General features: G+C 64.5%; 22 protein-coding genes and 1 tRNA gene. 14 read left to right on the top strand and 9 right to left on the bottom strand.

Going from position 1 to position 21,820, the window contains the following annotated elements; genetic code table 11:
• Positions 1 to 140: 140 nt before the first annotated feature.
• Together SAS01S_RS15575 and SAS01S_RS15570 are read left to right on the top strand one after the other, a co-directional pair.
• On the top strand, positions 141 to 1,352 hold the full coding sequence (locus SAS01S_RS15575; RefSeq protein ID WP_066810449.1) for a Yip1 family protein: 1,212 nt from the start codon (positions 141 to 143) through the stop codon (positions 1,350 to 1,352).
• A gap of 46 nt (positions 1,353 to 1,398) precedes the next feature.
• On the top strand, positions 1,399 to 1,836 hold the full coding sequence (locus SAS01S_RS15570) for a hypothetical protein (RefSeq protein ID WP_066810447.1): 438 nt from the start codon (positions 1,399 to 1,401) through the stop codon (positions 1,834 to 1,836).
• A 183-nt stretch (positions 1,837 to 2,019) separates the two neighbouring features.
• On the opposite strand, the gene SAS01S_RS15565 is transcribed toward SAS01S_RS15570, so the two are convergent.
• Together SAS01S_RS15565 and mtnP are read right to left on the bottom strand one after the other, a co-directional pair.
• Positions 2,020 to 3,357 carry an Nramp family divalent metal transporter gene (locus tag SAS01S_RS15565; RefSeq protein ID WP_066810445.1) on the bottom strand — a complete coding sequence of 446 codons (1,338 nt, stop codon included), beginning with the start codon at positions 3,355 to 3,357 and terminating at the stop codon, positions 2,020 to 2,022.
• Between the two features lie 53 nt (positions 3,358 to 3,410).
• Positions 3,411 to 4,283, bottom strand: coding sequence for an S-methyl-5'-thioadenosine phosphorylase (mtnP, locus tag SAS01S_RS15560; RefSeq protein ID WP_066810443.1), 873 nt, complete (start codon positions 4,281 to 4,283; stop codon positions 3,411 to 3,413).
• 147 nt (positions 4,284 to 4,430) lie between these two features.
• Here mtnP and SAS01S_RS15555 point away from each other — a divergent pair, with 147 nt between their 5' ends.
• Positions 4,431 to 4,850, top strand: a complete 420-nt coding sequence (locus SAS01S_RS15555; RefSeq protein ID WP_245656932.1) for a DUF2147 domain-containing protein — start codon at positions 4,431 to 4,433, stop codon at positions 4,848 to 4,850.
• Between the two features lie 110 nt (positions 4,851 to 4,960).
• Positions 4,961 to 5,332, top strand: a complete 372-nt coding sequence (locus SAS01S_RS15550) for an endonuclease domain-containing protein (protein ID WP_066810439.1) — start codon at positions 4,961 to 4,963, stop codon at positions 5,330 to 5,332.
• An 81-nt stretch (positions 5,333 to 5,413) separates the two neighbouring features.
• Here the strand turns inward: SAS01S_RS15550 and SAS01S_RS15545 are convergent, their stop codons facing one another.
• Positions 5,414 to 6,037, bottom strand: coding sequence for a DNA-3-methyladenine glycosylase family protein (locus tag SAS01S_RS15545; RefSeq protein ID WP_066810434.1), 624 nt, complete (start codon positions 6,035 to 6,037; stop codon positions 5,414 to 5,416).
• Between the two features lie 75 nt (positions 6,038 to 6,112).
• On the opposite strand from SAS01S_RS15545, the gene SAS01S_RS15540 reads away from it, so the two are divergent.
• Positions 6,113 to 6,430: a 2Fe-2S iron-sulfur cluster-binding protein gene (locus SAS01S_RS15540; protein WP_066810432.1), complete on the top strand. Its 318-nt coding sequence runs from the start codon at positions 6,113 to 6,115 to the stop codon at positions 6,428 to 6,430.
• A 134-nt stretch (positions 6,431 to 6,564) separates the two neighbouring features.
• Here SAS01S_RS15540 and SAS01S_RS15535 read toward each other — a convergent pair whose 3' ends face one another.
• From SAS01S_RS15535 to SAS01S_RS15525, 3 genes are all read right to left on the bottom strand, one after another.
• Positions 6,565 to 7,341 carry a hypothetical protein gene (locus tag SAS01S_RS15535; protein WP_084239082.1) on the bottom strand — a complete coding sequence of 259 codons (777 nt, stop codon included), beginning with the start codon at positions 7,339 to 7,341 and terminating at the stop codon, positions 6,565 to 6,567.
• Positions 7,342 to 7,354: 13 nt separating this feature from the next.
• Positions 7,355 to 8,107: a 23S rRNA (guanosine(2251)-2'-O)-methyltransferase RlmB gene (rlmB, locus tag SAS01S_RS15530; RefSeq protein WP_066810427.1), complete on the bottom strand. Its 753-nt coding sequence runs from the start codon at positions 8,105 to 8,107 to the stop codon at positions 7,355 to 7,357.
• 90 nt (positions 8,108 to 8,197) lie between these two features.
• Positions 8,198 to 9,799 carry a M20/M25/M40 family metallo-hydrolase gene (locus SAS01S_RS15525; protein ID WP_066810425.1) on the bottom strand — a complete coding sequence of 534 codons (1,602 nt, stop codon included), beginning with the start codon at positions 9,797 to 9,799 and terminating at the stop codon, positions 8,198 to 8,200.
• A 202-nt stretch (positions 9,800 to 10,001) separates the two neighbouring features.
• On the opposite strand from SAS01S_RS15525, the gene SAS01S_RS15520 reads away from it, so the two are divergent.
• From SAS01S_RS15520 to SAS01S_RS15500, 5 genes are all read left to right on the top strand, one after another.
• A tRNA-Tyr gene (locus SAS01S_RS15520) sits at positions 10,002 to 10,087 on the top strand.
• Between the two features lie 338 nt (positions 10,088 to 10,425).
• Positions 10,426 to 10,866: a response regulator gene (locus SAS01S_RS15515; protein WP_066810423.1), complete on the top strand. Its 441-nt coding sequence runs from the start codon at positions 10,426 to 10,428 to the stop codon at positions 10,864 to 10,866.
• Positions 10,867 to 11,188: 322 nt separating this feature from the next.
• The gene (locus SAS01S_RS15510) at positions 11,189 to 11,884 is read left to right on the top strand and encodes a response regulator transcription factor (RefSeq protein ID WP_066810422.1); all 696 of its coding nucleotides are present in this window, start codon (positions 11,189 to 11,191) and stop codon (positions 11,882 to 11,884) included.
• Positions 11,881 to 13,206, top strand: coding sequence for a FecR family protein (locus SAS01S_RS15505; RefSeq protein WP_066810420.1), 1,326 nt, complete (start codon positions 11,881 to 11,883; stop codon positions 13,204 to 13,206). The genes SAS01S_RS15510 and SAS01S_RS15505 overlap by 4 nt, the downstream gene beginning before the upstream one ends.
• Positions 13,207 to 13,210: 4 nt before the next feature.
• The gene (locus SAS01S_RS15500) at positions 13,211 to 15,415 is read left to right on the top strand and encodes a CHASE2 domain-containing protein (protein ID WP_066810417.1); all 2,205 of its coding nucleotides are present in this window, start codon (positions 13,211 to 13,213) and stop codon (positions 15,413 to 15,415) included.
• Here SAS01S_RS15500 and SAS01S_RS15495 read toward each other — a convergent pair.
• Positions 15,380 to 15,862 (bottom strand): hypothetical protein, encoded by a 483-nt coding sequence (locus tag SAS01S_RS15495; RefSeq protein ID WP_066810415.1) that lies wholly within the window; start codon positions 15,860 to 15,862, stop codon positions 15,380 to 15,382. The genes SAS01S_RS15500 and SAS01S_RS15495 overlap by 36 nt on opposite strands.
• Before the next feature lie 402 nt (positions 15,863 to 16,264).
• Here SAS01S_RS15495 and SAS01S_RS22605 point away from each other — a divergent pair, with 402 nt between their 5' ends.
• From SAS01S_RS22605 to SAS01S_RS15485, 3 genes are all read left to right on the top strand, one after another.
• Positions 16,265 to 16,414, top strand: a complete 150-nt coding sequence (locus tag SAS01S_RS22605) for a hypothetical protein (RefSeq protein WP_157082848.1) — start codon at positions 16,265 to 16,267, stop codon at positions 16,412 to 16,414.
• Between the two features lie 190 nt (positions 16,415 to 16,604).
• A complete protein-coding gene (locus tag SAS01S_RS22870; protein WP_169804973.1) occupies positions 16,605 to 17,351 on the top strand; it encodes a hypothetical protein in 747 nt (248 codons plus the stop codon).
• Between the two features lies 1 nt (position 17,352).
• Positions 17,353 to 18,189: a Stf0 family sulfotransferase gene (locus tag SAS01S_RS15485; RefSeq protein ID WP_066810413.1), complete on the top strand. Its 837-nt coding sequence runs from the start codon at positions 17,353 to 17,355 to the stop codon at positions 18,187 to 18,189.
• A gap of 27 nt (positions 18,190 to 18,216) precedes the next feature.
• Here SAS01S_RS15485 and SAS01S_RS15480 read toward each other — a convergent pair whose 3' ends face one another.
• Positions 18,217 to 20,115: an asparagine synthetase B family protein gene (locus SAS01S_RS15480; protein ID WP_066810412.1), complete on the bottom strand. Its 1,899-nt coding sequence runs from the start codon at positions 20,113 to 20,115 to the stop codon at positions 18,217 to 18,219.
• Positions 20,112 to 20,372: a PqqD family protein gene (locus SAS01S_RS15475; RefSeq protein WP_066810410.1), complete on the bottom strand. Its 261-nt coding sequence runs from the start codon at positions 20,370 to 20,372 to the stop codon at positions 20,112 to 20,114. Before SAS01S_RS15475 ends, SAS01S_RS15480 begins: the two co-directional genes overlap by 4 nt.
• Before the next feature lie 373 nt (positions 20,373 to 20,745).
• Here SAS01S_RS15475 and SAS01S_RS15470 point away from each other — a divergent pair, with 373 nt between their 5' ends.
• Positions 20,746 to 21,765 (top strand): right-handed parallel beta-helix repeat-containing protein, encoded by a 1,020-nt coding sequence (locus SAS01S_RS15470; RefSeq protein ID WP_157082847.1) that lies wholly within the window; start codon positions 20,746 to 20,748, stop codon positions 21,763 to 21,765.
• Positions 21,766 to 21,820: the final 55 nt, after the last annotated feature.

The raw sequence follows: 21,820 nt of genomic DNA, 5'->3' as shown, positions 1-21,820 counted from the left end.
AAAACGATGGTATCATCGCCAGGACGTGCTGCCGTTACGGCAGGCGATGTCGGGTCGATCCAATAAATAGGCCGCTGAACGCGGCAGAAGGTGACGGTAGCGGCGCGCTTCGGCGCGGAAAAGAAAGGGGTTTCAGCATCATGGCGAGCGAATTTCCCAAGGATATCGGACAGCCTCCGGTCGGCGGTGGCGGCATGATCGGGCGCATTCAGCGGCTGATATTGAAACCCAAGGACGAATGGTCGGCGATCGATGCCGAACCGATGACGGTGCAAGGCATCCTGATGGGATGGGTGGCCCCGCTCGCAGCGATCGGCCCTGCCGCCCGTTTGATCCAGAGCCAGGTATTTCCGATGAGCGTGTTCGGCGTCACCTGGCGCCCGCCGCTGATCGGCGCGATCGTCACCGCTGTTCTGACCTGGGCGCTGGCCATTGCCTCGACCTATGTCTGGGCGCTGATCATCGATGCGCTCGCGCCGAGCTTCGGCGGCACCAAGAGCCAGATTTCCGCGCTCAAGGCGGCGGCCTTTTCGGGCACGGCCGCGTGGATTTGCGGCATCTTCGGAATTCTGCCCTTCCTTGGCATCCTCGCCATCCTCGGCCTGTACAGCATCTATCTGTTCTGGGTCGGCGGCCCGATGCTGATGAAGGTGCCGCAGGACAAGGCACCGGGCTTCATCATCGTCTCGATCATCGTGGGCGCAGTCGCGATGGTGGTCGCCAGCATGATCGCGCTGGCGATCGGCGGCGCGATGTTCGCCATGACGCCGAATGCGTTCGGGCCGGCCGGCGGTGGCACGATCACCGTCGGCGGGACGACGCTCGATACCGGCAAGCTGAACGACGCAGCGGCGAAGATGCAGGCCGCCAGCAGTTCTATGGAAGCGTCGGTCAAGGGCGGCAACGGCGCGGTCAAGGCAGTCGACCCGGGCGCGCTCCAGAATTTGCTGCCGGGTTCGATTTCGGGCTGGAACCGCACCAGCGTCGAAAATCAGGGCGGCGCCGCGGGCGGCATCGGCGGCAGCAACGCCCGCGCCGAATTCCAGTCGGGTGACCAGAGCTTCAGCCTCTCGGTCACCGACACCGGCGTCCTCGGCAACATTGCAACCCTGGGCGGCGCGCTAAACACGTCGTCCAGCAAGCAAACCACGACCGGCTATGAGAAGTCCGAAATGCAGGGCGGCAACATGGTCGAGGAGAAGTGGGACAACCAGTCGAAATCGGGCAGTTATTCGGTCCTCGTCGCGAGCCGCTTCTCGGTCGAGGCGAGCGGATCGGCCCCCAGCATCGACACGCTGAAATCGGCGGTCGCCTCGGTCAATCTCGGCCAATTGCAGTCGATGGCCAAGTGAGCCGCCGGGCGCGCGTCACCGCCGCTCGATCCTGCAGAGGAGCCCGGTGAGGCTCCGCATCATTCTCGCCGGCGCCGTGCTCAGCCTGGGCGGCTGCGAGGCCGGCAACGACAATCAATCGGCCGAGGAACGCGGGCCGGCCACCGCCGCCGCCGTCGCCGGCGCCAGCAAGTCTCCGACCGATTGCAGCAAGCTCCCCGATTTCGTCCCGCTCTATGCCGATGCCCGCATCGAAACCTGCGTCTCGGGGCCCGCCGGCGAGCCGCATCGGGAGAGCGGCACGGTAATCTACACGACCGGCGCCACGCCCGAGGCAATCATCGCCTGGTATCGCGACAAGGCGGCGATCGATGGTCTCGTCCCAGCCCTGTCGACCCCGTCCCTGTTCTCGGCGCGCGACGGCGGCAAGCGTTCGATGATGGCGGTGGTCGAGAGTGTGCGCGGCGCGACCAAGGTCACGCTCAATTGGGGGCGGGATATTTAAGCGGCCAAGGCGACTGCCAGAATCTCCTCTCCCTTTGAGAGAGGAGGGGGCGCGCTCGGCAAAGCCGAGTGGGAAGGTGAGGCCAGCCATAAGGACCTGACCCTACCCTCACCCTTCCGCCGCCTTCGGCGGCTCCCTCCCTCTCCCCGCGGGAGAGGGACCGACGACCCGGCTTCGCCCCAACTAGCCCGTAACCACCCCCACCAACAACTTCATATTGAGCACGATGATCGCCGCCGCGACCACCCAGGCGGCGGCGCGCAGCGCCCACGGGCTGGCGAATTCGCCCATTAACCGTCGGTCGCCGGTGAACATCACCAGCGGAACCACCGCGAACGGTAACTGAAGACTGAGCACGACCTGGCTCAGCACCAGCAGGCTGGTTGTCGACCCCTCGCCCGCGATACCGATCACCAATGCCGCCGGCACGATCGCCAGCAAGCGCGTGACGATGCGGCGCAGCCAGACCGGCAGCCGCAAATCGAGGAACCCCTCCATCACGATCTGGCCCGCCAGCGTGCCGGTGATGGTCGAATTCTGCCCCGAGGCGAGCAGTGCCAGCGCAAACACCACGCTGGCGGCCCCCGCGCCCAGCATCGGCGACAACAGACTGTGCGCCTGCTCGATATCGGCGACGTCGGTGCGGCCCGAGGTGTGGAATACCGATGCGGCCAGGATCAGGATCGCCGCGTTGATCAGGAAGGCGAGACCAAGCGAGATGATCGTGTCGATCGTCGCCAGCCTGATCGCGCCCCGCTCGTCGCTTGCCGCGACCTTGCGCGTCTGCACGACCGACGAATGGAGGTAGAGATTATGCGGCATCACCGTCGCGCCGAGAATACCGATCGCAATGTACAGCATCGCCGGGTTGGTGACGATTTCCGGCCGCGGCACCAGCCCGCCGGCGACCGCGCCCCAATCGGGCCGCGCCAGCCACAATTCGTAGGCGAAGCATCCGGCGATCACGATCAGCAGCGTGGCGATGAACGCCTCCAGCTTGCGGAAGCCGAACCGTTGCAGCGAGAGCAATAGCAGCACATCGAACGCGGTGATCGCCACACCCGCCAGCAACGGCAGCCCGAACAGCAATTTGAGTGCGACCGCGGTGCCGAGCACTTCCGCGAGATCGCAAGCGATGATCGCCACCTCGCACAACAGCCACAAACCGATCGTGGTCTTGCGCCCGTATCGCGCGCGGCACGCCTGAGCGAGATCGAGCTTCGCCGCGATGCCGAGCCGCGCCGACAAGGTCTGGAGCAGGATCGCCATCAGGCTCGACAGCAGGACGACGGCAAGCAAGGTGTAGCCGAACGCCGATCCACCGGCGAGGTCGGTCGCCCAATTGCCCGGATCCATATAGCCGACCGCGACCAGATAGCCCGGCCCGACAAAGGCGAAGAAGCGCCGCCATGCGCCCGTCGCCGGCACCAGCACGCTGGCATGGCTTTCGGCAAGCGACGGCCGTCCTCGCGCGAAAGGCGCGGCAGTGCTGATCGCGTCGCTGTTCGGCGGTGGCGTCATTCGGGTCCCTGTTCGCATCCGCGCAACCAAAGCCGCACGGGCGCCGATCGTTCCTAGCGCCGCAACGCCCGCCCCGCCACCGCGTCGAGCTTCGCCAGCAAGGCGGGATCGCGCTTAGCCGGATCGGTGATCAACGCGACGTCGAGACAGGTGTCGATCGGCGACGGCGTGCGCTCGCTGGGCAAAGCCTTGACGAACGCCTCGACCGTGCGGCGCGCGACTTCGCCATTCTTGTGCATCTGCGCGATTACTTCGGCCACCTCGACCGGCGCTTCGCTCTCCCGCCAGCAATCGTAATCGGTCACCATGCCGATCAGGGCGTAGGGCAGCTCAGCCTCGCGCGCGAGCTTGGTCTCCGGCATCGCGGTCATTCCGATCACGTCGGCGCCCCAGTCGCGATAGAGCAGGCTTTCGGCGCGGGTGGAGAATTGCGGGCCCTCCATCGCCAGATAAGTGGCGCCGGTCGCGACCTTGCCGCCCGCCGTCTCGACCGCCGCAGCGGCGAAGCCGGACAGCCGTTCACACACCGGATAGGCCATGCTGACATGGGCGACCATGCCGGTGCCGAAGAAGCTCGACACGCGATGCACGGTGCGGTCGATGAACTGGTCGACCACGACGAAATGCCCGGGCGGCAGATCCTCTTCGAGCGACCCGATCGACGAGATCGCCAGGATATCGGTCACCCCCGATCGCTTGAGCGCGTCGATATTGGCGCGGAAATTGAGCTCGGACGGCGGGATGACGTGGCCGCGACCGTGGCGCGGCAGGAACACCAGCTTGATCTGTCCGATCCGCCCGAACAGCAACTCGTCCGACGGCTGGCCCCAGGGTGTGTCGACGCGGCGCCACTCGGCATCCTCCAGCCCGTCGATCGCATAGAGGCCCGATCCGCCGATGATCCCGATCGTCCAGCCGTCGCTCATATCGCCTCCCGTGAATGCCGATTCGTCTGTGCCTTAGGCGATCGCGGCGCGCGATGCAGCGCCCGATGGGCGTGGATTTGGCGCAATGAACGGTTGGCTCGTTCAACCGCACAAAGGCCTGCTATGTCCCCGTTCATGCCAAAGTCGATGATTCGCCCGCTCCTTCTCGGCCTCGCCGCCGTCACCGCCGCCCTCCCCGCCCCGCTGTTCGCCGCATCGCCTATCGCCGGCCGGTGGCTGACCGCCGATGGTGGCGCGGTGGTCGCGATCGGCGATTGCGGCGGCACGATCTGCGGCCGCGTCGTCAAAGTGATCAAGGGGCCACCGGCCGGCAAGCCCTGGGTCGATTCGCTCAACCCCGATCCCAAGCTCAAGACCCGCCCGCTGGTCGGCCTGCCGATCCTGACCGAGCTGTCGTCGTCGGGCGACGGCTGGAAGGGTAAGATCTACGACCCCAAGACCGGCAAGACCTATCGCGCATTGGTCGCTCGCGACGGCGCCAATCTGAAGGTCCAGGGCTGCATCGCGATCTTCTGCCAGACGATGACCTGGACGCGGGCGGGGTAGAAGAAGCTCGGCGGGGCGGGTGCGGTCGTCAGGCGTCACACTTAATCCTCCCCCGCCAGGGGGAGGTGGCAGTCCACGCGGAGCGGGGACTGACGGAAGGGGAGGAAGCGATGCGGCTCGAAGGTTCGGGTAGTGGCAAGCGCAATGCAAAGCGGCTACGCAAGGAAATGACGCCACCCGAGATCGGCCTCTGGCTCGCGCTACGCCAAAACGGGGCGGGCTTGCACTTTCGCAAGCAGCATGCGGTGAACGATTACGTGCTGGATTTTTACTGTGCGGCTGCAGAAATCGCGATCGAAGTCGATGGCGAGGCGCACGCCCGTGGCGACCGTCCAGAGCGGGATGCCGTTCGCGATGCATGGCTTGCGGCGCAGGGGTTATGTGTCCTGCGCTATCCCGCGATCGAAGTGCTGACCAATATGGAAGGCGTTGTTCGTCAGATCGTCGAGGTCGCGCTTGGGCGGCTAAGAAACGAGAGTTGATTGCTTTCCGCCCCCTCCGTCGCCTTCGGCGCCACCTCCCCCTAGCGGGGGAGGATTAAGGCCTTGGGGCGCCGGCACACGCTAAATCACGTCCATGTCCACCTTGTAATGATGCCAAGCCAGGATCGCCGCCGCGCCTCGGTGCGGGCGCCAGGCTTCCGCCAGATCGCGCATCAACTTTTCGGCCGGCCGCTCGTCATGCCCAAGGATGCGGCCGATCTCGATCTGCACCGCCAAATCACCGGCCGGCCAGATGTCGGGGCGCCCTTCGGCGAACAACAGATAGATTTCCGCCGACCAGCGACCGATCCCCTTGATCGCGACCAGCTGCGCGATCGCTTCCTCATCATCCTCAGGCAATTGCGCGAAGTCGAGCCGCCCGCTCGTCACTTCCTCGGCCAGGCTGCGCGCATAGCTCACCTTTTGCCGCGACAGGCCGGCGGCGCGGAGCTGCTCGTCGCTTGCCGCGGCGATAGTGGCGGGATCGGTCAGGTCGCCGACCTGCGCCTCGAGCTTGTTCCAGATCGATTGCGCCGCCGCTACTGACACCTGTTGGCCGATGATCGTGCGCAGCAAGGTGGCATAGCCGCGGTCGCGCACGCGCGGCGGTGGATAGCCCGCGCGCTGCAGCGCGACGGCGAACGCCGGCTCGATTCCGGCGAGCGTGTCGAGTGCAGCGTTCAACGACTTTACGGTCTGGACCATATGAAACCTTGTGCGAAACCTTGATCGATGCGCCCGGGCACGGCATGGCGCCTGTCAACCGGACGGAGGAAAGACATGCCCAAGCTTATCGTCGTGACGCGCGACGGGGAAGAACAGGAAATCACGGGCGAGTCCGGGCTTTCGGTGATGGAAGTGATCCGTGACGCCGGGATTGATGAGGTTTTGGCGCTGTGCGGCGGCTGCTGCAGCTGCGCTACCTGCCACGTCCATGTCGACCCGGAATTTGCGGCCAAACTGAAACCGATGAGCGAGGACGAAAACGATCTGCTCGATTCCTCCGCCGACCGCGACGAGAATAGCCGGTTGTCGTGCCAGATCGAGTTCGGCGATCACCTCGATGGGTTGAAGGTGCGGATCGCCGAGGAGGACTAAGCTTCTTCCTTCCAACCGTCATGCCGGCCTTGTGCCGGCATCCGCCGTGCCTCTCGGTGATGGGCTAGAAGCTCGAGTCCTTCGCCTGCCTCTCGGCAGACCCCGGCACAAGGCCGGGGTGACGAAGTAGAAATCTACTTCGCGGCCCCAGCAAACCGCACCACCGCCATCGGCGCGGTGGTCGATAGCGGGGTCGCTTTCCACGTCACGGTCTTGCGGCCGTTGACGGTCTTCACCCCTTCCTCGTTATTCTGACTGACGATCTCTGCGTCGGTGTCGAGGATGAACGTACCGTCGAGCTTGGCCGAGGCCTTGCTCGTATCCGATCCGGGCATGCCCGCCGAATCCTTCGAATCGTTGGCGAAGCCCGGTGCCTTGACGCGCGCGGTGCCATTGGCGCGGATTTCGACCGCGACGAACGGGATGATGATCCCTGCATCGATATTGTAGGGGAACAGATAGGCGTGATCGAGCTTCCCGCTGATCTGATAGTCGATCACGAACTTGTTATCGCCGACATAGGTGACCTTGCGGAACCCCGCCTCCTTGGAGAGGGTCGCGGCCATTTCGCGGTTCTTGGCGTCGGCCGCTGCCTGGGCCTTGGCATCGTCCTTCGCGTCGTTCTTGCTGTTCTTGTCGCCCTTGCCGCTCTTCTGGCCGTTTTTGTCGAAGCCGATCTTCTGCAGCGAGACGCCATCGGTCTTCTTGGTGTCGTCGTCGCCGCCCGACGGCATGTCCTTCATCGCCTCGTTGAGGTCGAAGGCATAGACCTCGCCCTGATAGCTATAGGTGAAGGTGCGATCGGCATTGATCGTCAGCGTCGAGGTGAACTTGCCCGGCGCGAGCAGGCAGCCGACCAGCATCAGGGGCGCAAGCAGCACCAGCGCGAAACGCGTAATCCGTGCCGTCATTTCGATTCCCCCATCAGTCGCGCGCGGCCACCGCGTAGAGCGCGATCGCGGCGGCATTGGACACGTTCAGGCTCTCGATCCTAGGCGATATCGGCAGGCGCGCAAGCTGATCGCAATGCTGCATCGTGTTGTGCCGCATGCCCTCGCCTTCGGCCCCCAGCACCAAAGCGACCCGCGCCGCGCCGATCACATTGCCCAAGGTTTCGGTCGCTTCCCCGGCCAGGCCGACGCGCCAGAAGCCGGCCTCGGCGATCTCGCCCAGCGCGCGCGACAGATTCACCACGCGGACCCAGGGCACGATCTCGAGCGCACCCGACGCGGTCCGCGCGACCGCGCCCGATTCGGGCGGAGAATGGCGGTCCTGGGTGACGATGCCGAGCGCGTCGAACGCCGCCGCCGAGCGCAGGATCGCGCCGACATTGTGCGGATCGGTGACCTGGTCGAGCACGACCAGCGGGCGGCGATCATCCTCCCCTTGCCCTTGCTCGAGCAGGTCGCCGAGCCAGATATCCTCGAGCGGCTCGACCTCGATCACCAGCCCCTGGTGCGGCGCGTCGTTCGGCACCAGCCGGCCGAGATCGGCGACATCGGCATACGTGATCGGGATCACCGGCGGGATGTCGAGCCCGACCAGCGCCTCGCGTGTCGCCCACATCTTCCGGACCGTCCGCTCGGGATTGGCGAGCGCCGCCAGCACCGCATGGCGTCCCCAGAAACGGGGCCGCGACGCGGGCGCCTGGCTCGGACGGTGACCTCTACGCGCCATGGCTACACCGTCATCCCAGCGAAAGCTGGGATCTCCAGCGATCGCGCAACTGCCTGAGACCCCAGCTTTCGCTGGGGTGACGGCTGAGAGTTATTCATCAGGATACGCAAAAGGGTCGCTTTTCGTCGGTTGGGTCGGCAGCGGCGGACGCGGTAGCGCGTCGCCGTTCGCCGCATTCCACAGGAATGCCGCCAACACAACCGCCGCCTGACGCATGTCGTCGCCCTTCAGATGATCAAAGGTATCGACCGACGTGTGGTGGATGCGGCTGCCATAATCGAGCGGATCCTGGATGAACTGGAAGCCCGGCAGCCCGACCGCCTGCATGAACACGTGATCGGTGCCGCCGGTCTTGCGGATCACCACCGACGACGCGCCCATCGAATTGAACGGGGTCAGCCATTCCTGGAAGATCGGCACCACCGCCGGATTGTTCTCGGCATAGATGCCGCGCAATTTGCCCGATCCGTTGTCGATGTTGAAATAGGCGGCCATTTTCGACCAATCGGCCTTGGTCGAGATCGGCCAGCGATTGGCCCAGCCCTGATAACGCGCCAAGCCGGTCAGCTTGGGATCGTTCGGGCTGCCGCGCGTCGCGAAATGGTTTTCGACATAGGCCAGACTGCCGAGGAGCCCCTGCTCCTCGCCCGCCCACAAGGCGAAACGGATCGTCCGCTTCGGCTTGACCTTCAAAGTCGACAGGATGCGCGCGGCTTCCATGATCATCGCGCTGCCCGCGCCATTGTCCGCCGCGCCGTCGCCCGCCACCCAGGAATCGAGATGCGCGCCGGCCATCACATAGCTGCCGTCCTTGGCGCTACCGGGGATGTCGGCGATGATGTCATAGGCGTTGACGTCGCTGTCGTCGAAGCGGACGTCGTTGTTGATCGACACGGTCGGCGCCGCGCCGACGATCGAGAGGCGGACAAGACGGCGATAATCCTCCGCCGCGATCTCGACGCCCGGCGTCTTCACGGTATCGCCAGCGCCGAACAGATAGCCTTCGCCATGGACAAGCTTGCCGTCGAGCCGCGACTTGGTGGCAAAAGCGACCGCGCCTTCCTCCTGCAGAAAGGCATCGAGCTTCTTGGCGAAGTCGAGCCGCTTCATCCCGCGATCGGCGGCGGCGGGATCGTATTTGGGCTGGATGAACTGGTCGAGCTTGGCGAGATCATCGGCAGTGTAGCGCTTGAACGGCGCGTCGCCCGGCTCCGACCCGTCATCGGGCTTGGTGACCAGGACGACCTTGCCCTTGAGCTTGCCTTTCCACTTGGCGAAATCGGCGACCGTCGCGATCGGCGCGACGATCACCTCGCCCGACACCGCTCCGTTGGTCGAGGGCGTCCAGGCGATCGGGATCGCGGTCAGCTGGATCGGGCGCGGGCTGGTCATGCGCACCGACGAGCTTTCGATCCACCAGCCGCGGCCGAACTCGAACCCTTCCTTGTGGACGTTGGTCAGGCCCCATTCGCTGAACTTTGACGTGGTCCAGGCTTCCGCCTTGCGCATGTTGGGCGAATTGGTCAGCCGCGGGCCGATCTGGTCGGAGAGATATTCGGCGGTGGTCATCACCTGAGAGCGATTGAAGCCCTCATCCATGATCCGGTTGACCATCGACAAATCGTTGGAATGCAGCGCGGCGGGAATGGCGACGGCGGCGGCCGCAGCAAAGGCGGCGATCATTGTGCGCATGGACGATTATGCTCCCCCAGGGATTATGGCATCCACGCTATTGCCGCCGCGCTACCCGCGCAAGGGTGTGCCACACATATCGTACGCCTGCGCCTGGACGGGGTCGAAAACGTGCCGCCGCCGCGTTGACATGGCCGCCCGGCTTGGGCATGGGGCGCCCTCGCTTTTCGAAGCGACCGCCCTTCGAAGGGCGAAGACCTGGGGACAGGTGGCCGAGTGGTTAAAGGCAGCAGACTGTAAATCTGCCCGTGCAAGCGTACGCTGGTTCGAATCCAGCCCTGTCCACCAATTCCAAATTCACCGCATCTACTGACGTCGCGGAAATTCGGGTTTTTGCGCTGGTGCCGTTCGTTTGAGCAGGACCGCTGCCATGCCCATTCCGATCGATCCGTCACCGACCAGTCTCGCAGGTCGAGAAGATCAAAAGCAATCACCACGCGCTCCGGCAACCCGCCGGACACGAACAATTCCTGACCTGTAAACAGTTGTAACACGGGGGTAACGCGATGATTGCGCCGTTGTAGGCCGCTTTTCAGCTCTGTTGATAGATAAACCTATCGGGTGGCGGGTGCGGCTCTTCCGAGTTCGGACTCGTTGCAGGGCATGTACGGTTGGAAAGGTCGCCGATGCTCACGAGCCGTTCGCCAAACATTCCGATCGCGGCAATCGTCGAAGACATGCCGCTTCTACGGATGCAGGTGCGTGAGACGGTCGAGGAATTGGGATTTGAGGCGCGGGAAGCGGCCAGCGTGGCCGAAGCGATCTCGATCATCGAGGCGATGGCCCGGCCCCTTTCGTTGCTGGTCACCGACATCGAGATGCCGGGCGAACGCCATGGCCTGGGCCTCGCCTGGGAAATTCACGAGCGGTGGCCGGTGACGCGCATGCTGATCGTTTCCGGCAACATGTCTTTCGCAGCGGAGCAGCTACCTCCTGGAGCGCTCTTCCTTGCCAAGCCATTCGGGCCGGCGAGATTGAAGGCGTGCGTGCACGCCTTGTTCAAGGGCCCCCGATTTGGATCGATGCCGCTCCCTTCGGGTCAGCCGGACTTGACCAAATATTGTTGACGGGTCGGGGCGCAAATCAGGATACCGGCGAACCTCGCCGCGGCGCCTTCGCGAGTGGATCAAGGCCCCAATACGTAGCGGAATCTCGCCCGGGTGTTACAACTGTTTACAAGCCCGCGATTGTCGCTCTTCGGCCCCGTTGCTAGCAGCGGGCGCATGTCGCGGAACAGCACCCTTTCCAGGAGAGCGAACCGGCCGCCAAGCGTGACGCCGCCCCTTGGGGCGCTCTGCGCAAGGCAATACGGCAATCGCTTGCCCGATATCGGGCGGATGGCAGGGGCGCTTACGGCTGAGCCCTATTGAGTTCGCGCAAGGGCCTTGCATGCGAATCGCGGTAGTCGATGACGATGAAAGCGTGATCGAATATGCTTCGGCAGCACTCGCCGCAGCGGGGCATTCGTGCACGGGGTTTCGCAACGGTGCCTCCCTTCTCGCCGCACTGCGAAAGCAGACATTCGACCTGATCCTACTCGACTGGAATCTGCCCGACAGCTCCGGGATCGAACTGCTGCGATCGATCCGCGAGGCGGTTTCGCGCGCAACTGCGATCATCATGCTCACGAGCCGGTCGGACAAGGACGATGTCGCCGCGGCGCTCCATGCCGGAGCGGACGACTATGTCGTAAAACCGGAAACCGGCACGGTCATCGTGGCGCGGGTACAGGCGGTGCTTCGCCGCGCGATGCCCGCGGCCGCACAGGACCGCGTCCTGCGTTTCGGCACCTATGCCTTCGACCGCCTGACGGAACGGGTGAGCATCGGCGACGAGGACGTCGCGCTGAGCGCGAAGGAGTTCCAGCTCGCTCTGGCCCTTTTCGAGAACATGCACCGCGCACTGTCGAGGAGCTATCTGCTGGAGACGATTTGGCAGAGCGCCGCCGACCTCTCGACGCGAACGCTCGACATGCACGTCTCGCGGATCCGAACGAAGCTCAAGCTAACCCCGGAGAACGGCTACCGAATCGTGGCCATATCCGGCTATGGATACCGCTTGGAGCGTTTTGGGGCGGAAAATTGAGCATCTTACTCGCGGTCGCCGCGCACGCCGCCGCCGTCGCGTCCGTCCAACCGCAGACCGTCCCGCCGCAGAATGACGATATCTGGTACGTCATCCGGCGAGGAGATACGCTGTACGGGCTGAGCCGTAGCTTTCTAGTCCCGGAGCGCCGCTGGGAGGCGCTGCTCCGGCTGGCGGCGATCCGTGATCCCAAGCGACTGCCCGCCGGCCGCAAGTTGCGTATCCCTCGAGCCTGGCTGCGCTTCAAAGTCGAACCGGCACGGCTGGCCGGCTACCGTGGCACCGTGAGTCTGGCGATCAGCGGCAGGGCGACAGCGCCGTCCGCCGGCATGGCCATCGGCGAAGGTGCCGAAATCGCCACTGCGGGCAACAGCTTCGCGACGCTCATGCTGGCGGACCGTTCGCAAGTGGTGATTCCGTCGCAAAGCCGGGTGCGCGTTCGGGAGTTGCGACGGATCCTGCTGACCGGGGCGATCGACTATCGCATCGACGTCGAACAAGGCCGGCTCGAGACGAGAGTCACGCCGCTGGAGCAACCGTCCGGTAGATACCAAATCCGTACGCCGATCAGCATGACCGCGGTCCGGGGGACGGAGTTCCGCGTCTCCTTCGAGGACGAACACCGCGCGGCAGCCACCGAAGTCCTGGCTGGGACGGTGACGTTTTCACCTTCGGAGAGCGAGACCGGACTGAGGCTGGAACGGAGCTTCGGCGCCACACTCGATCGGGAGGGCGGATCTCGCACTGAAAAGCTGCTCGCCGCTCCCGACCTCGCGGACCCGCCGGCAGTGCAGACGAAGGACGCCGTCGAGTTCCGCGTGCGCAAGCTGGAAGGCTCGCTACGCTACAGGGCCGTGATCGCCTCCGACGCGGGCTTCATCGACAACATTGCCGAGCAATTCTCCGACGACGGCGCGTTCGCGCTGGCGGACATACCCAACGGCAACCTCTTCGTCCGCGTTTCCGCGATCGCCCCGAGCGGCCTCGAAGGAATGGCACAAGCCTACAGCTTCCGGCGTCGGCTCGCCTCGATACGCGGCAGCGTCGAACCCCAGGACGACGGCTATCGATTCCGCTGGGCCGGGGCCGGTGGCGGCGTGCGCCGATACCGCTTTCAGTTGAGGCGGGAGACGCCGCAGGGCGCGCTCGTCGTCGACGAGGTGGCGCTCGCGCGCGACGCGCTCACCCTCCGGCGGCTGAAGGCGGGCGTCTATTACTGGCGAGTGGGCCTCGCCCAGCTCGAAGACGGCGAACTGACCGAATCCTGGACGGAGCCGGAAAAGCTCACGGTCACCGATCCTTCTCGATCGCCGCGAGGCTGACGAGATGTTCCGGCGGCTGCTAGTCGAATGGTGCGCCGTCGCCTTGCTGGTGCTCGGCCTCACCTTCGGGCTTACGCTGATCGGCGCAACGTCCAAGGCGGATGACGCGATCTATGATCAGATCGTGCAATTGCGCGCGCCGCCCGCCTCGGATCGGATTCTTCTCGTCACGATCGACGATGCGAGCCTCGCCGCGCTCGGGCATTGGCCTTGGCCGAGAACCGTTCATGCCAAAGCGATCCAGGCTATCTCGGCGGCTCGGCCGGCGGCAATCGCCTATGACGTGCTCTTCACCGAGCCCGCACGCGCGCCAACAGAGGATGCCGCGCTTGCCGCCGCCCTCAGCGATGCGAAGAAGGTCACGCTGCCCATCCTTTTCGAGGCGCCGGGGACGAATGGTCGTCCGTTCGACACGGTGCTTCCCATCGCGCCGATCGCTCGTGCCGCGGCGGCGCTCGGGCATGTAGCGCTCCCTCATGAGGCGGACGGCAAGGCGCGGGTGGCGTTGCTCGAGACGAACGACGGATCGCGCGCCTGGCCGCATCTGGCCGAACAGACGTTCCGGCTGGCATACGGACGGCCGTCTCCGGCATGGCAGCGCAGCGTCCGGCGCGGCGAAATGTCGGTGCTGGTGCCGTACCGCGAAGCGGGCGCCTACCGCACCGTGTCCTTCAGTGATGTGCTCGCGGGTCGGCTTCCACCAGCCTTTATCCGCGATCGCATCGTGCTCGTCGGCGCGACCGCGGGTGGTCTTGGCGACCGTCATGACGTCGCCGGCGCCGGAACGCTGGCAGGCATCGAGATCCAGGCGAACCTGCTTAACGCGATGCTGGCCGACCGGTTCGTACGGGAGGCGTCGCTTCCACTGCGCCTCGCGATCGGAGCGTTGCCCGCCCTCATCCTGTTGCTCCTATTTTGGCGCCTGCGACCCTCTGCCGCGTTGGCCGCCTCGCTGGTGATGTTCGGGCTCGTCGCTACCGTGCCGGTCCTGCTGGTCGCCATGACGGGTCTCTGGATCCCGCCCGCGACGGGCCTTGTCGGCGTGCTGTTCGTGTATCCGTTATGGGGGTGGCGGCGATTGCACACGATCGACAAGGCGGTCGCTCGCGAATTGTCCCAATTGTCGGACGACCTCGGCGGGTGGGTGGCGCCGACGATAGACCGGCTGGACCATCCGGGACGCAACGCACTCGCCCTGAGCGGCTCGATCACAGCGCTTCGCGACTTGAAACGACTCGTTGCGGATACCGTGGAGGGAGTCGCCGATCCGCTGATCGTCACCACAATGGAGGGCGATGTCCTGGTCGCCAACCGGCACGCGGAGGCGCTTCTGTCGCAGAATGCCAGCGTTCGCGATGCGCTGTACAGCATGCCCGCTACCAACGATCTGATATCGGCGGATGGTCGACATTTCTCGCACCGCCGCACGCCGCTTACCGGGGCCGACGGCGCACGACGCGGCTGGATTCACCTGCTGGCGGAAATCACGGGTATCAGGGCTGTCGAGCGGGATCGCGAGCAAGCACTCGAATTCCTGAGCCACGATATGCGTTCGCCGCAAGCGTCGATCCTCACATTGCTGGAGGGATCGGAAAAAAAGGGCGTCGGCGCCGATGCGGCAGACAAGATCGCTTATCACGCCCGGCGCACCCTCAACCTCGCCGAGAATTTTGTGCAGCTCGCCCGGCTGCGCGAGACGCCCTTCACCCCGGAAGAAACCGACCTTCACGACTGCCTTGCGGAGGCAAGCGACGCATTATGGCCGCTGGCGTCAAAGAAAAGCGTCTGGATCGTCGCGCCACCAGCCGAGCCCTGTTACGTGGCAGGGGAGCGCCACGCCCTCACCCGCGCCTTGCTGAACCTGCTCGACAACGCCGTCAGGTTCAGCCCTCCCCGCGCAAAGATCAGATGCGGAATCGACGCCGTGGAATCCGCGGACGCCTCGCTGTTCGAACTTTGGATCGAGGACCAGGGTCCGGGCATATCCGAGGAGCGGTTGACGGATCTGACCAGCCGGTTCGGCCCGCTGGCGGCGACCGGGCCGGGTCTCAGCGTCGGTCTCGGCCTCGCTTACGTCCGGACCGTCGCCGAACGCCATGGCGGCAGCGTGCGATACGAAGCGCTGTCACCCCGCGGATCGCGCTTCATCTTCACGATCCCGGCGCTCGATCCCTCATCCGCTGACGGCGGTCCGCACGAGTTCGGGTAATATCTTCGCCAGCGAGCTGCCGCAGTGACGCGACGCCGCGGCGTTTCGGAACAATAACGAGCCATTGGTCCGGTCGATCATTCCGACCGTCAGGACGTAGCGATGCGGCCGGCAGAACACGATGGGGTGCATCGTACCCTTCACGCTTTCCGCACTACTTTCGGGCCGCTGGACCACGACATCGGGTGGCGCGCTCGCGAGACCAATTTCGAGCCGATAACGGCCGTTCGGGCTTTCGCGATATCCTTTGCCGGCCAGAGCCGCGCGCACCAGCTCGGACGCCTCCGTCACAGCGCCGCCGGCATCCCCCGGCGCCGGTGCGAAGGTATAGCTGGCATCAGTCAACCGCGCTCCCACAGGCGGCAGCGAGCCTTGCCGGCTCAGCGGAGAGGTGCACGCGCCGACGAGGGACAGCGCAGCCGCCGCGATCAACCATGCTGTACGCATTACCTTCTCCGTGACCCCGCGTCCGGCCCATAGACGAAAGCACGGCCAAGCCTCAACTCGGCGAGGCCGCGGCGGGCGGGTTGCCCTCCAAGGGCGCAGCGACACCTAAACCTACCCGATGAGGTTCCTGACGAAGCCGCGTCCGTTATCGCCATGTACGGCAGGGTCTGCTCCGCGATCTGCGGCAAATTCTGGGGGCACCCACTTTCTGTTTCGGAGACCGGGCTGCTCATTTCACTGGTCGTGGTCGATCAACGGCGGCAATAGCGGCGATGGCGACGCTATCGGGCTGCCGGTTCGCCCTGACCGCATGGTTTAAACGGGTAGCAGCGCCCCGGCACGCCAATTGATCTGCCGTAATCGCTGTGTTAGCTATCCGACCTGAATTCAGGGGGCAGTTAAATGACCAAGGATGTCGACGTCGGAACCGAGCACGAGACTAACCAAATTAAGCGTGATTGGGTGAAGCCGGAAGTTGTTTCGTTCAATGCGGTTTTAGCTACCAAAGCGGCAACCCTGAATCCAGGCGATGCGCTCAGCAGTAATAGCTGAGGATCGCATCCGCTATCGGTATCGTTACGGCGGTTTAAGGCTGGAAACGAGTGAGCCGTTCGCACAATTAAGAGAAGAACGCGAGGAATCGGAAGAGGCGGAAGCATCGCTTGCGCTGGACGTTGTGGAAGGTCCGCCGCCGTCGCCCGACACCGTTCTGTTCCGTTGGAATGGACGCTATGATCTTTCCTTGGGAACTGTCGGCGACCACTGGTTGCTGACCGCGTCGTTCGGTTGCGCTTTCCTGATCGACGAAGCGCGGAACATGATATGCTGTTTCGTTCGCGATCGAAATGATCCGGCCTGGCTCGATGTGCTCGTTCGCCGCATATTGCCGCGCGTCGCCATCCGCTATGGCGCGGTGGCGCTGCATGCCGCGGCGGCGGCAAAGGGCGATCGCGCGCTGCTGTTGCTCGGCCCATCGGGAGCGGGAAAATCGACCACCTCAGCGGCGTTGGGCGCGGCTGGCTGGGACGTGCTCAGCGACGATATATCGATATTGTGGGGCCATGATGCCCCCCGCGTCGCGCCGGCCACGACCGGAATCTGCGTGTGGGCGGACTCGTTCGCCGCGCTGGACTTGCCTGCTCGACGATCGGTGCTGATGCCCGGCTATCCCGGCAAGCGGCGCTTCGTTCCGGGAAACGAAACCAACACCGCGCCGATGCCGTTGAATGCCATCGTTCTTCTAGAACGCTCGGCCAATGCTCGGGAAGCACGTCTTGTCCCCGTTACGCCGATCGAGGCGCTGGGATGTTCGACGCGCGAACGGATCCGCTTCAACCCTGCCGAAACGACCGGCGCCGAATTGCGCGAGACCTTTGCCGCGCTCAGCGCGGTTGTGCAGGTCACCCCTTGCTTCCGCTTGTCCTACCCGCCGGATTATGGAGCGCTTCCCGCGCTCGTCGAGCGCCTCGAAGGGATGTTGCAGCACTGACATGTCGATCAACGCTCCGCCACGACACCCCTATGACCTGACCCTGGCAGATCGCGATTATCCCGAGTGGATCGGCCCGCCACGGCGCTCGTTGCTCATCTGCACGCTGCCGCGATCGGGTAGTACCTTGCTCAGCGAAGCGCTCCACTTTGCCGGCGGACTCGGTTGTCCGCTGGAGTATTTCCATCGCGGCTTTCGGCCCGACTTCGTCGAGCGCTGGGATGCGGGGACGTTGCCGGACTATATCCGCGCGGTCCATCGCTGGCGCACCGATCCCAGCGGCGTACTGTCAGTGAAGTTGTTCTGGGGCGATGTCGAGGCCTTGGCGGCAGAAATGGCGCCGTCCCGTTTCGGCGGCCTGGCGGGATGCGCACCTGGCAATGTCGATGCCGGCACCTATCGGGAGATCGCCGCGTTGCTCAATCCGATCTTTCCTAGTCCCCATTTCATTCATCTCGAGCGCAAGGACCGCGTCCGCCAGGCCGTGTCGGGACTGTCGGCCACCCAGACCGGCCTGTTTCGGATCGTGCCGTCGACCGAGACGCCACCTGTGAAGGCGACGCCCGAATACGATTTCACGCGGATCGACTCGCTCATCGCCTATGCCGACTATTGTCATGGCCATTGGCGCAACTTCTTCGACGCGATCAGGGCCGATCCGATCCGGTTGACCTACGAGGATTTGGTTGCCGATTATGAAGGCAGCGTCCGCCATGTGTTGAACGGTATCGGTAGTAACTCGCCCATTCCGACCGCCCGTTTGCAGCGGCAATCGAGCAGCGACAACGAGACCTTCGTGCTGCGATATCTGCGGGACCGCCAAGCCGTCGCTGAGTGAGCGGCCCGGCGACGTCCCTGCGTCTCGTCACGACATGCCAAAGGCGTGTTCGAGCCACATGTCCATCGCCACCACGAACCATACCGGTCCGATTCTGCCGCGCGACAACGCCCCGGACGACCCCGCCGAACGCCATTCCAGCGCCGGCGCGAACATCTCCGCCACCTTGTCGCCGTTGACCCAGCCAAGCCTGACCGGAAGCAGTCGCTGCGGCGGGCATTCGCGAAAGCGCTCCGCGATCGCGTCGATCAGGCTGGTGATGAAGACCGCCTTGTCCTGGCGTTGACGAACGACCTCGGGAAGCGTTCCTCGCATCGCTTCGCGCAACAGATGCTTCTTTTCGCCGTTCCGCAGCAACATCGTTCCCGGCACCCCCATGAAGAAGGTCGCAAGTCGCAAGTCGTGTAGGGGATGACGGATCTCGACTCCGTGCGCCTCGGCAAAAGAGAGAATCGTATCGTGAGCGAGGTGGCGGCGCGCGTGCGCGAAGACGTTATACCGCTGCATCTGCGCGAAGCCCTTGAGTTCGACCGGCGGCAGATCCGCGCGCCAACGCTCCTCAAGCCCGACCTTCGCGGCCCATTCGGGTCGTATCCAGTCCGGAACTGCGCCGTCATAGGTCAGATGGGGGCGGAGAAAACGGGCGCGATGGGCGCGACTGAACAATGGCGCCGAGGCAAGAAAACCGGCTCGCCGAAACCGGAGAACCGGCGACAATTGGGGAAACTGCGTCACCGCTTCGCGAAACAGGCCGGCCAAGTCGCCCTTGCGCAACATATCCGGCAAATGGGCGAGGCTGCCCGCCATCCAATCGTCGCCGCCTTCCCCGGTCAGCAGAACGCGGCCGCCCTCCGCCTGCATCAGGCGAAACGCGGCGGTCGTTGTGTCGTTGACGTTGGGGCGCAACGGCAGCTGCAGGCTTTGCGCGGTCCACCGGCGAGCCTCGTCCAGAACGAACGGATCGGCGGCGGTAACCCGCGCGACCAGACCGACATGCTCCTCTACCGCCTGGCTCCATGGCGTCTCGTCTTGCGCCTCTCCGGGAAAGCGGGCGGTGACCGGCTGGACCTGGCGATCGATCCGGCCGGCGCGATGCAGTTCGGTGGCGCGCGCGACGACAGTCGAGGAATCGAGACCACCCGAAAGGTGCGCGCTAACCGTCGTGTTGCTGCGCATCGTCGCGATCAGCGATTGGTCGAGAAGCTCACGGAATCGCCCGACAAGGTCGTCTTCGGACAAATGCGAGAGATCCTCGAACGGGCCTGTGTGCCAATGCCAGGTCCTGACGCGACCGTTTTCGAGCTCGACCGCCGCGCCCTGGCCAAGACGGCGTACCCCTTGCCAGAACGTGTCCGTGTCCGTGACGAAACGGGCCGACAGCATCTCGCCGATGGCGCCCTCGTCAAGCCGGCGTTCGAGGTCGAGCCCGACGACCAGCGCGCGCGGTTCGGTGGCGAAACCGAAAGTCCGGCCGTCGAAGCTCCATAGCAACGGTCGCCAACCCATCGGCGAGCGCGCGCAAAACAGCCTGCGTCTGTCGGGCTGCCAGATTGCCAGCGCCCAATCGCCGACCAGGTCATTCAGGAAACGTTCGCCGCGCGCTTCCCATAAGGCAAGCGCGATATCCACGTCGGGCGCACCGGTCAGGGCACGCCCCTGCTCGCCGAGAAGCGCCAGAAGATCGCCACGGTTATCCAGTCTTCCGTCAAACGCCATCACCGCGCCGGAGGCGCCGGCGAGCGGCTGCCGTTCGCCCACCGCTTCCGGGGTGGTCGCGTGATGGAAGCGGATCATGCCGGCAGGTCCGGCCTGCCAGCGAGTCACGCCATCGAATCCGCGCGGCGGCGAGGCCGCCACCATGCGCGCCAACGTAGCGTCGGACAGGATGTTGCCGTCAGCGAGAACCGCGCCGGCGATGGCGCTCAATCGCCACCCTCCAGGAGCCCCTTGGTGCGCGCCAGATCGAGAAATTCGCGAACATCCCGGCTGATCTCAGCCGGTCCGGCGTTGTGATCCTCGGCGAGTGACCGTACGATCTCAGTCTCGTCCAATCCTGCGGCAATGCCTCGCCAGATTGCGGCGCTCGACTCATTGAGCGCATGATAAGTGCCATCTCGGCCATCGAACAGCGCGAGTTCGCCACCGACATTGTTCCACGCAATATGTGGCGCGATCTTCAGCAACCTAAATAATCCCCATGACACTGCACCCTTGCCGACAATTCTAGGCCGTCGGTCGCGGACTTGGCAAGATCGAGTCGGCTCCACCAGCAGCACGGCACGGATGCCTAAAATGGGAATTTGCTCGCCGGATCACGGAGTTATTCTTGCACGTCAATGGCATACCCCCCGCCATTGCCGCGGCAGATTCCATTCGCACATCAACCGAATTTTCACTATTAGTATTTCGGTAAGTATATGTCGGGGGTGGTTCTGGACAAAGATTGTCCGGGCTTCTCGGATCAATACTTAAAACGTCGGAATTCGACCAAGCGGTTGCCGTTATCGAGACGATCGTCATGTCGTCGCGTAGCGTGCGCGAAATGGGGGAGAGACAATGTTATCTATAGTTAAGAAGTCGGCTTTTGCGATCGTCGCGATCGTGGGCACAAGCGCGTTTTACGCTGCACCGGCGGCGGCCCAGGCCACCCGGACGTGGATTTCCGGCGTCGGCGACGATGTCAACCCATGCAGCCGGACGGCGCCGTGCAAGACCTTTGCCGGCGCGATCTCGAAGACCGCCGCCGGCGGCGAGATCAATTGCATCGACCCCGGTGGTTTCGGCGCGGTGACGATCACCAAGGCGATCAGCCTCATCTGTGACGATGTCGAAGCCGGTTTGCTGGCTTCCGGCACGCCCGCGATCACCATCAATGCCGGCGATGCCGATGTCGTCACGGTGAGCGGCCTCGATCTCCTGGGACCGACGACCGCTCCGGGCACCAATGGGATCAACTTCCTGAACGGAGCCGGCCTCAACCTGCGTAACACGACGATCAAGGGATTTGCCACGCAGGCTGTCAGCTTTACGCCGGGCGCCGGCAAGACCGCCTTTCTCAACCTGAACAATGTCGACATTACCGGGAACGGCAACACAGCCGATCCGACGACCGGCGCCATCAAGGTCGCGCCGGCGACCGGCGCCACCGCCAATGTCGTGATCAACAACAGCCGCGTTCAGAACAATGCCAATGTCGGTCTTCGCGTCGACACCACGGGCACAACTGGCAGCCGCATCAACCTGCAGCTGGCCGACAGCCAATTGAGCGGCGACGGTATCGGCATTCAGTTCAAAGCGCCGGCCGCGACGGGCGTGATCAATGCTCTCGTCACCGACACGACCGTTTCGAACAACGTCAGCTATGGCGTTTTCGCGAATGGCAACGGCGTAAACGCCCGCTTCGCTACCACCACCATCACCGGTAACGGAGCTGCCGTCGCGGCAGCTGCGACCGGCGTCAACGCGGTGAACGCATCGGTGGTGTCGAGCTATGGCAACAATCGCCTCGACGGTAATTTCAATAGCTCCGCCGTGGCATCGGACGGCGCCTTTACCGCGACGATCCCGCTGCACTGATCGGCACGCGACTGGAAACTGAACGGCGGGACTGGCAATAGTCCCGCCGTTTCTG

Source organism: Sphingomonas asaccharolytica NBRC 15499 (assembly GCF_001598355.1).
Taxonomy (GTDB): domain Bacteria; phylum Pseudomonadota; class Alphaproteobacteria; order Sphingomonadales; family Sphingomonadaceae; genus Sphingomonas; species Sphingomonas asaccharolytica.
Note: the sequence above shows the minus strand (reverse complement) of the source record. Positions and strands in the feature narration are given on the sequence as shown.

Excerpts from the sequence above, each read along its gene's own strand:
- SAS01S_RS15525 (WP_066810425.1), bottom strand. The coding sequence starts at position 9,799 with ATGCGCACAATGATCGCCGCCTTTGCTGCGGCCGCCGCCGTCGCCATT.
- SAS01S_RS15535 (WP_084239082.1), bottom strand. The coding sequence starts at position 7,341 with ATGACGGCACGGATTACGCGTTTCGCGCTGGTGCTGCTTGCGCCCCTG.
- SAS01S_RS15555 (WP_245656932.1), top strand. The coding sequence starts at position 4,431 with ATGATTCGCCCGCTCCTTCTCGGCCTCGCCGCCGTCACCGCCGCCCTC.
- SAS01S_RS15575 (WP_066810449.1), top strand. The coding sequence starts at position 141 with ATGGCGAGCGAATTTCCCAAGGATATCGGACAGCCTCCGGTCGGCGGT.
- SAS01S_RS15540 (WP_066810432.1), top strand. The coding sequence starts at position 6,113 with ATGCCCAAGCTTATCGTCGTGACGCGCGACGGGGAAGAACAGGAAATC.
- SAS01S_RS15495 (WP_066810415.1), bottom strand. The coding sequence starts at position 15,862 with ATGCGTACAGCATGGTTGATCGCGGCGGCTGCGCTGTCCCTCGTCGGC.
- mtnP (WP_066810443.1), bottom strand. The coding sequence starts at position 4,283 with ATGAGCGACGGCTGGACGATCGGGATCATCGGCGGATCGGGCCTCTAT.
- SAS01S_RS22605 (WP_157082848.1), top strand. The coding sequence starts at position 16,265 with ATGACCAAGGATGTCGACGTCGGAACCGAGCACGAGACTAACCAAATT.
- SAS01S_RS15515 (WP_066810423.1), top strand. The coding sequence starts at position 10,426 with ATGCTCACGAGCCGTTCGCCAAACATTCCGATCGCGGCAATCGTCGAA.
- SAS01S_RS15485 (WP_066810413.1), top strand. The coding sequence starts at position 17,353 with ATGTCGATCAACGCTCCGCCACGACACCCCTATGACCTGACCCTGGCA.
- SAS01S_RS15550 (WP_066810439.1), top strand. The coding sequence starts at position 4,961 with ATGCGGCTCGAAGGTTCGGGTAGTGGCAAGCGCAATGCAAAGCGGCTA.
- SAS01S_RS15545 (WP_066810434.1), bottom strand. The coding sequence starts at position 6,037 with ATGGTCCAGACCGTAAAGTCGTTGAACGCTGCACTCGACACGCTCGCC.
- SAS01S_RS15500 (WP_066810417.1), top strand. The coding sequence starts at position 13,211 with ATGTTCCGGCGGCTGCTAGTCGAATGGTGCGCCGTCGCCTTGCTGGTG.
- SAS01S_RS15565 (WP_066810445.1), bottom strand. The coding sequence starts at position 3,357 with ATGACGCCACCGCCGAACAGCGACGCGATCAGCACTGCCGCGCCTTTC.
- rlmB (WP_066810427.1), bottom strand. The coding sequence starts at position 8,107 with ATGGCGCGTAGAGGTCACCGTCCGAGCCAGGCGCCCGCGTCGCGGCCC.
- SAS01S_RS15510 (WP_066810422.1), top strand. The coding sequence starts at position 11,189 with ATGCGAATCGCGGTAGTCGATGACGATGAAAGCGTGATCGAATATGCT.
- SAS01S_RS15470 (WP_157082847.1), top strand. The coding sequence starts at position 20,746 with ATGTTATCTATAGTTAAGAAGTCGGCTTTTGCGATCGTCGCGATCGTG.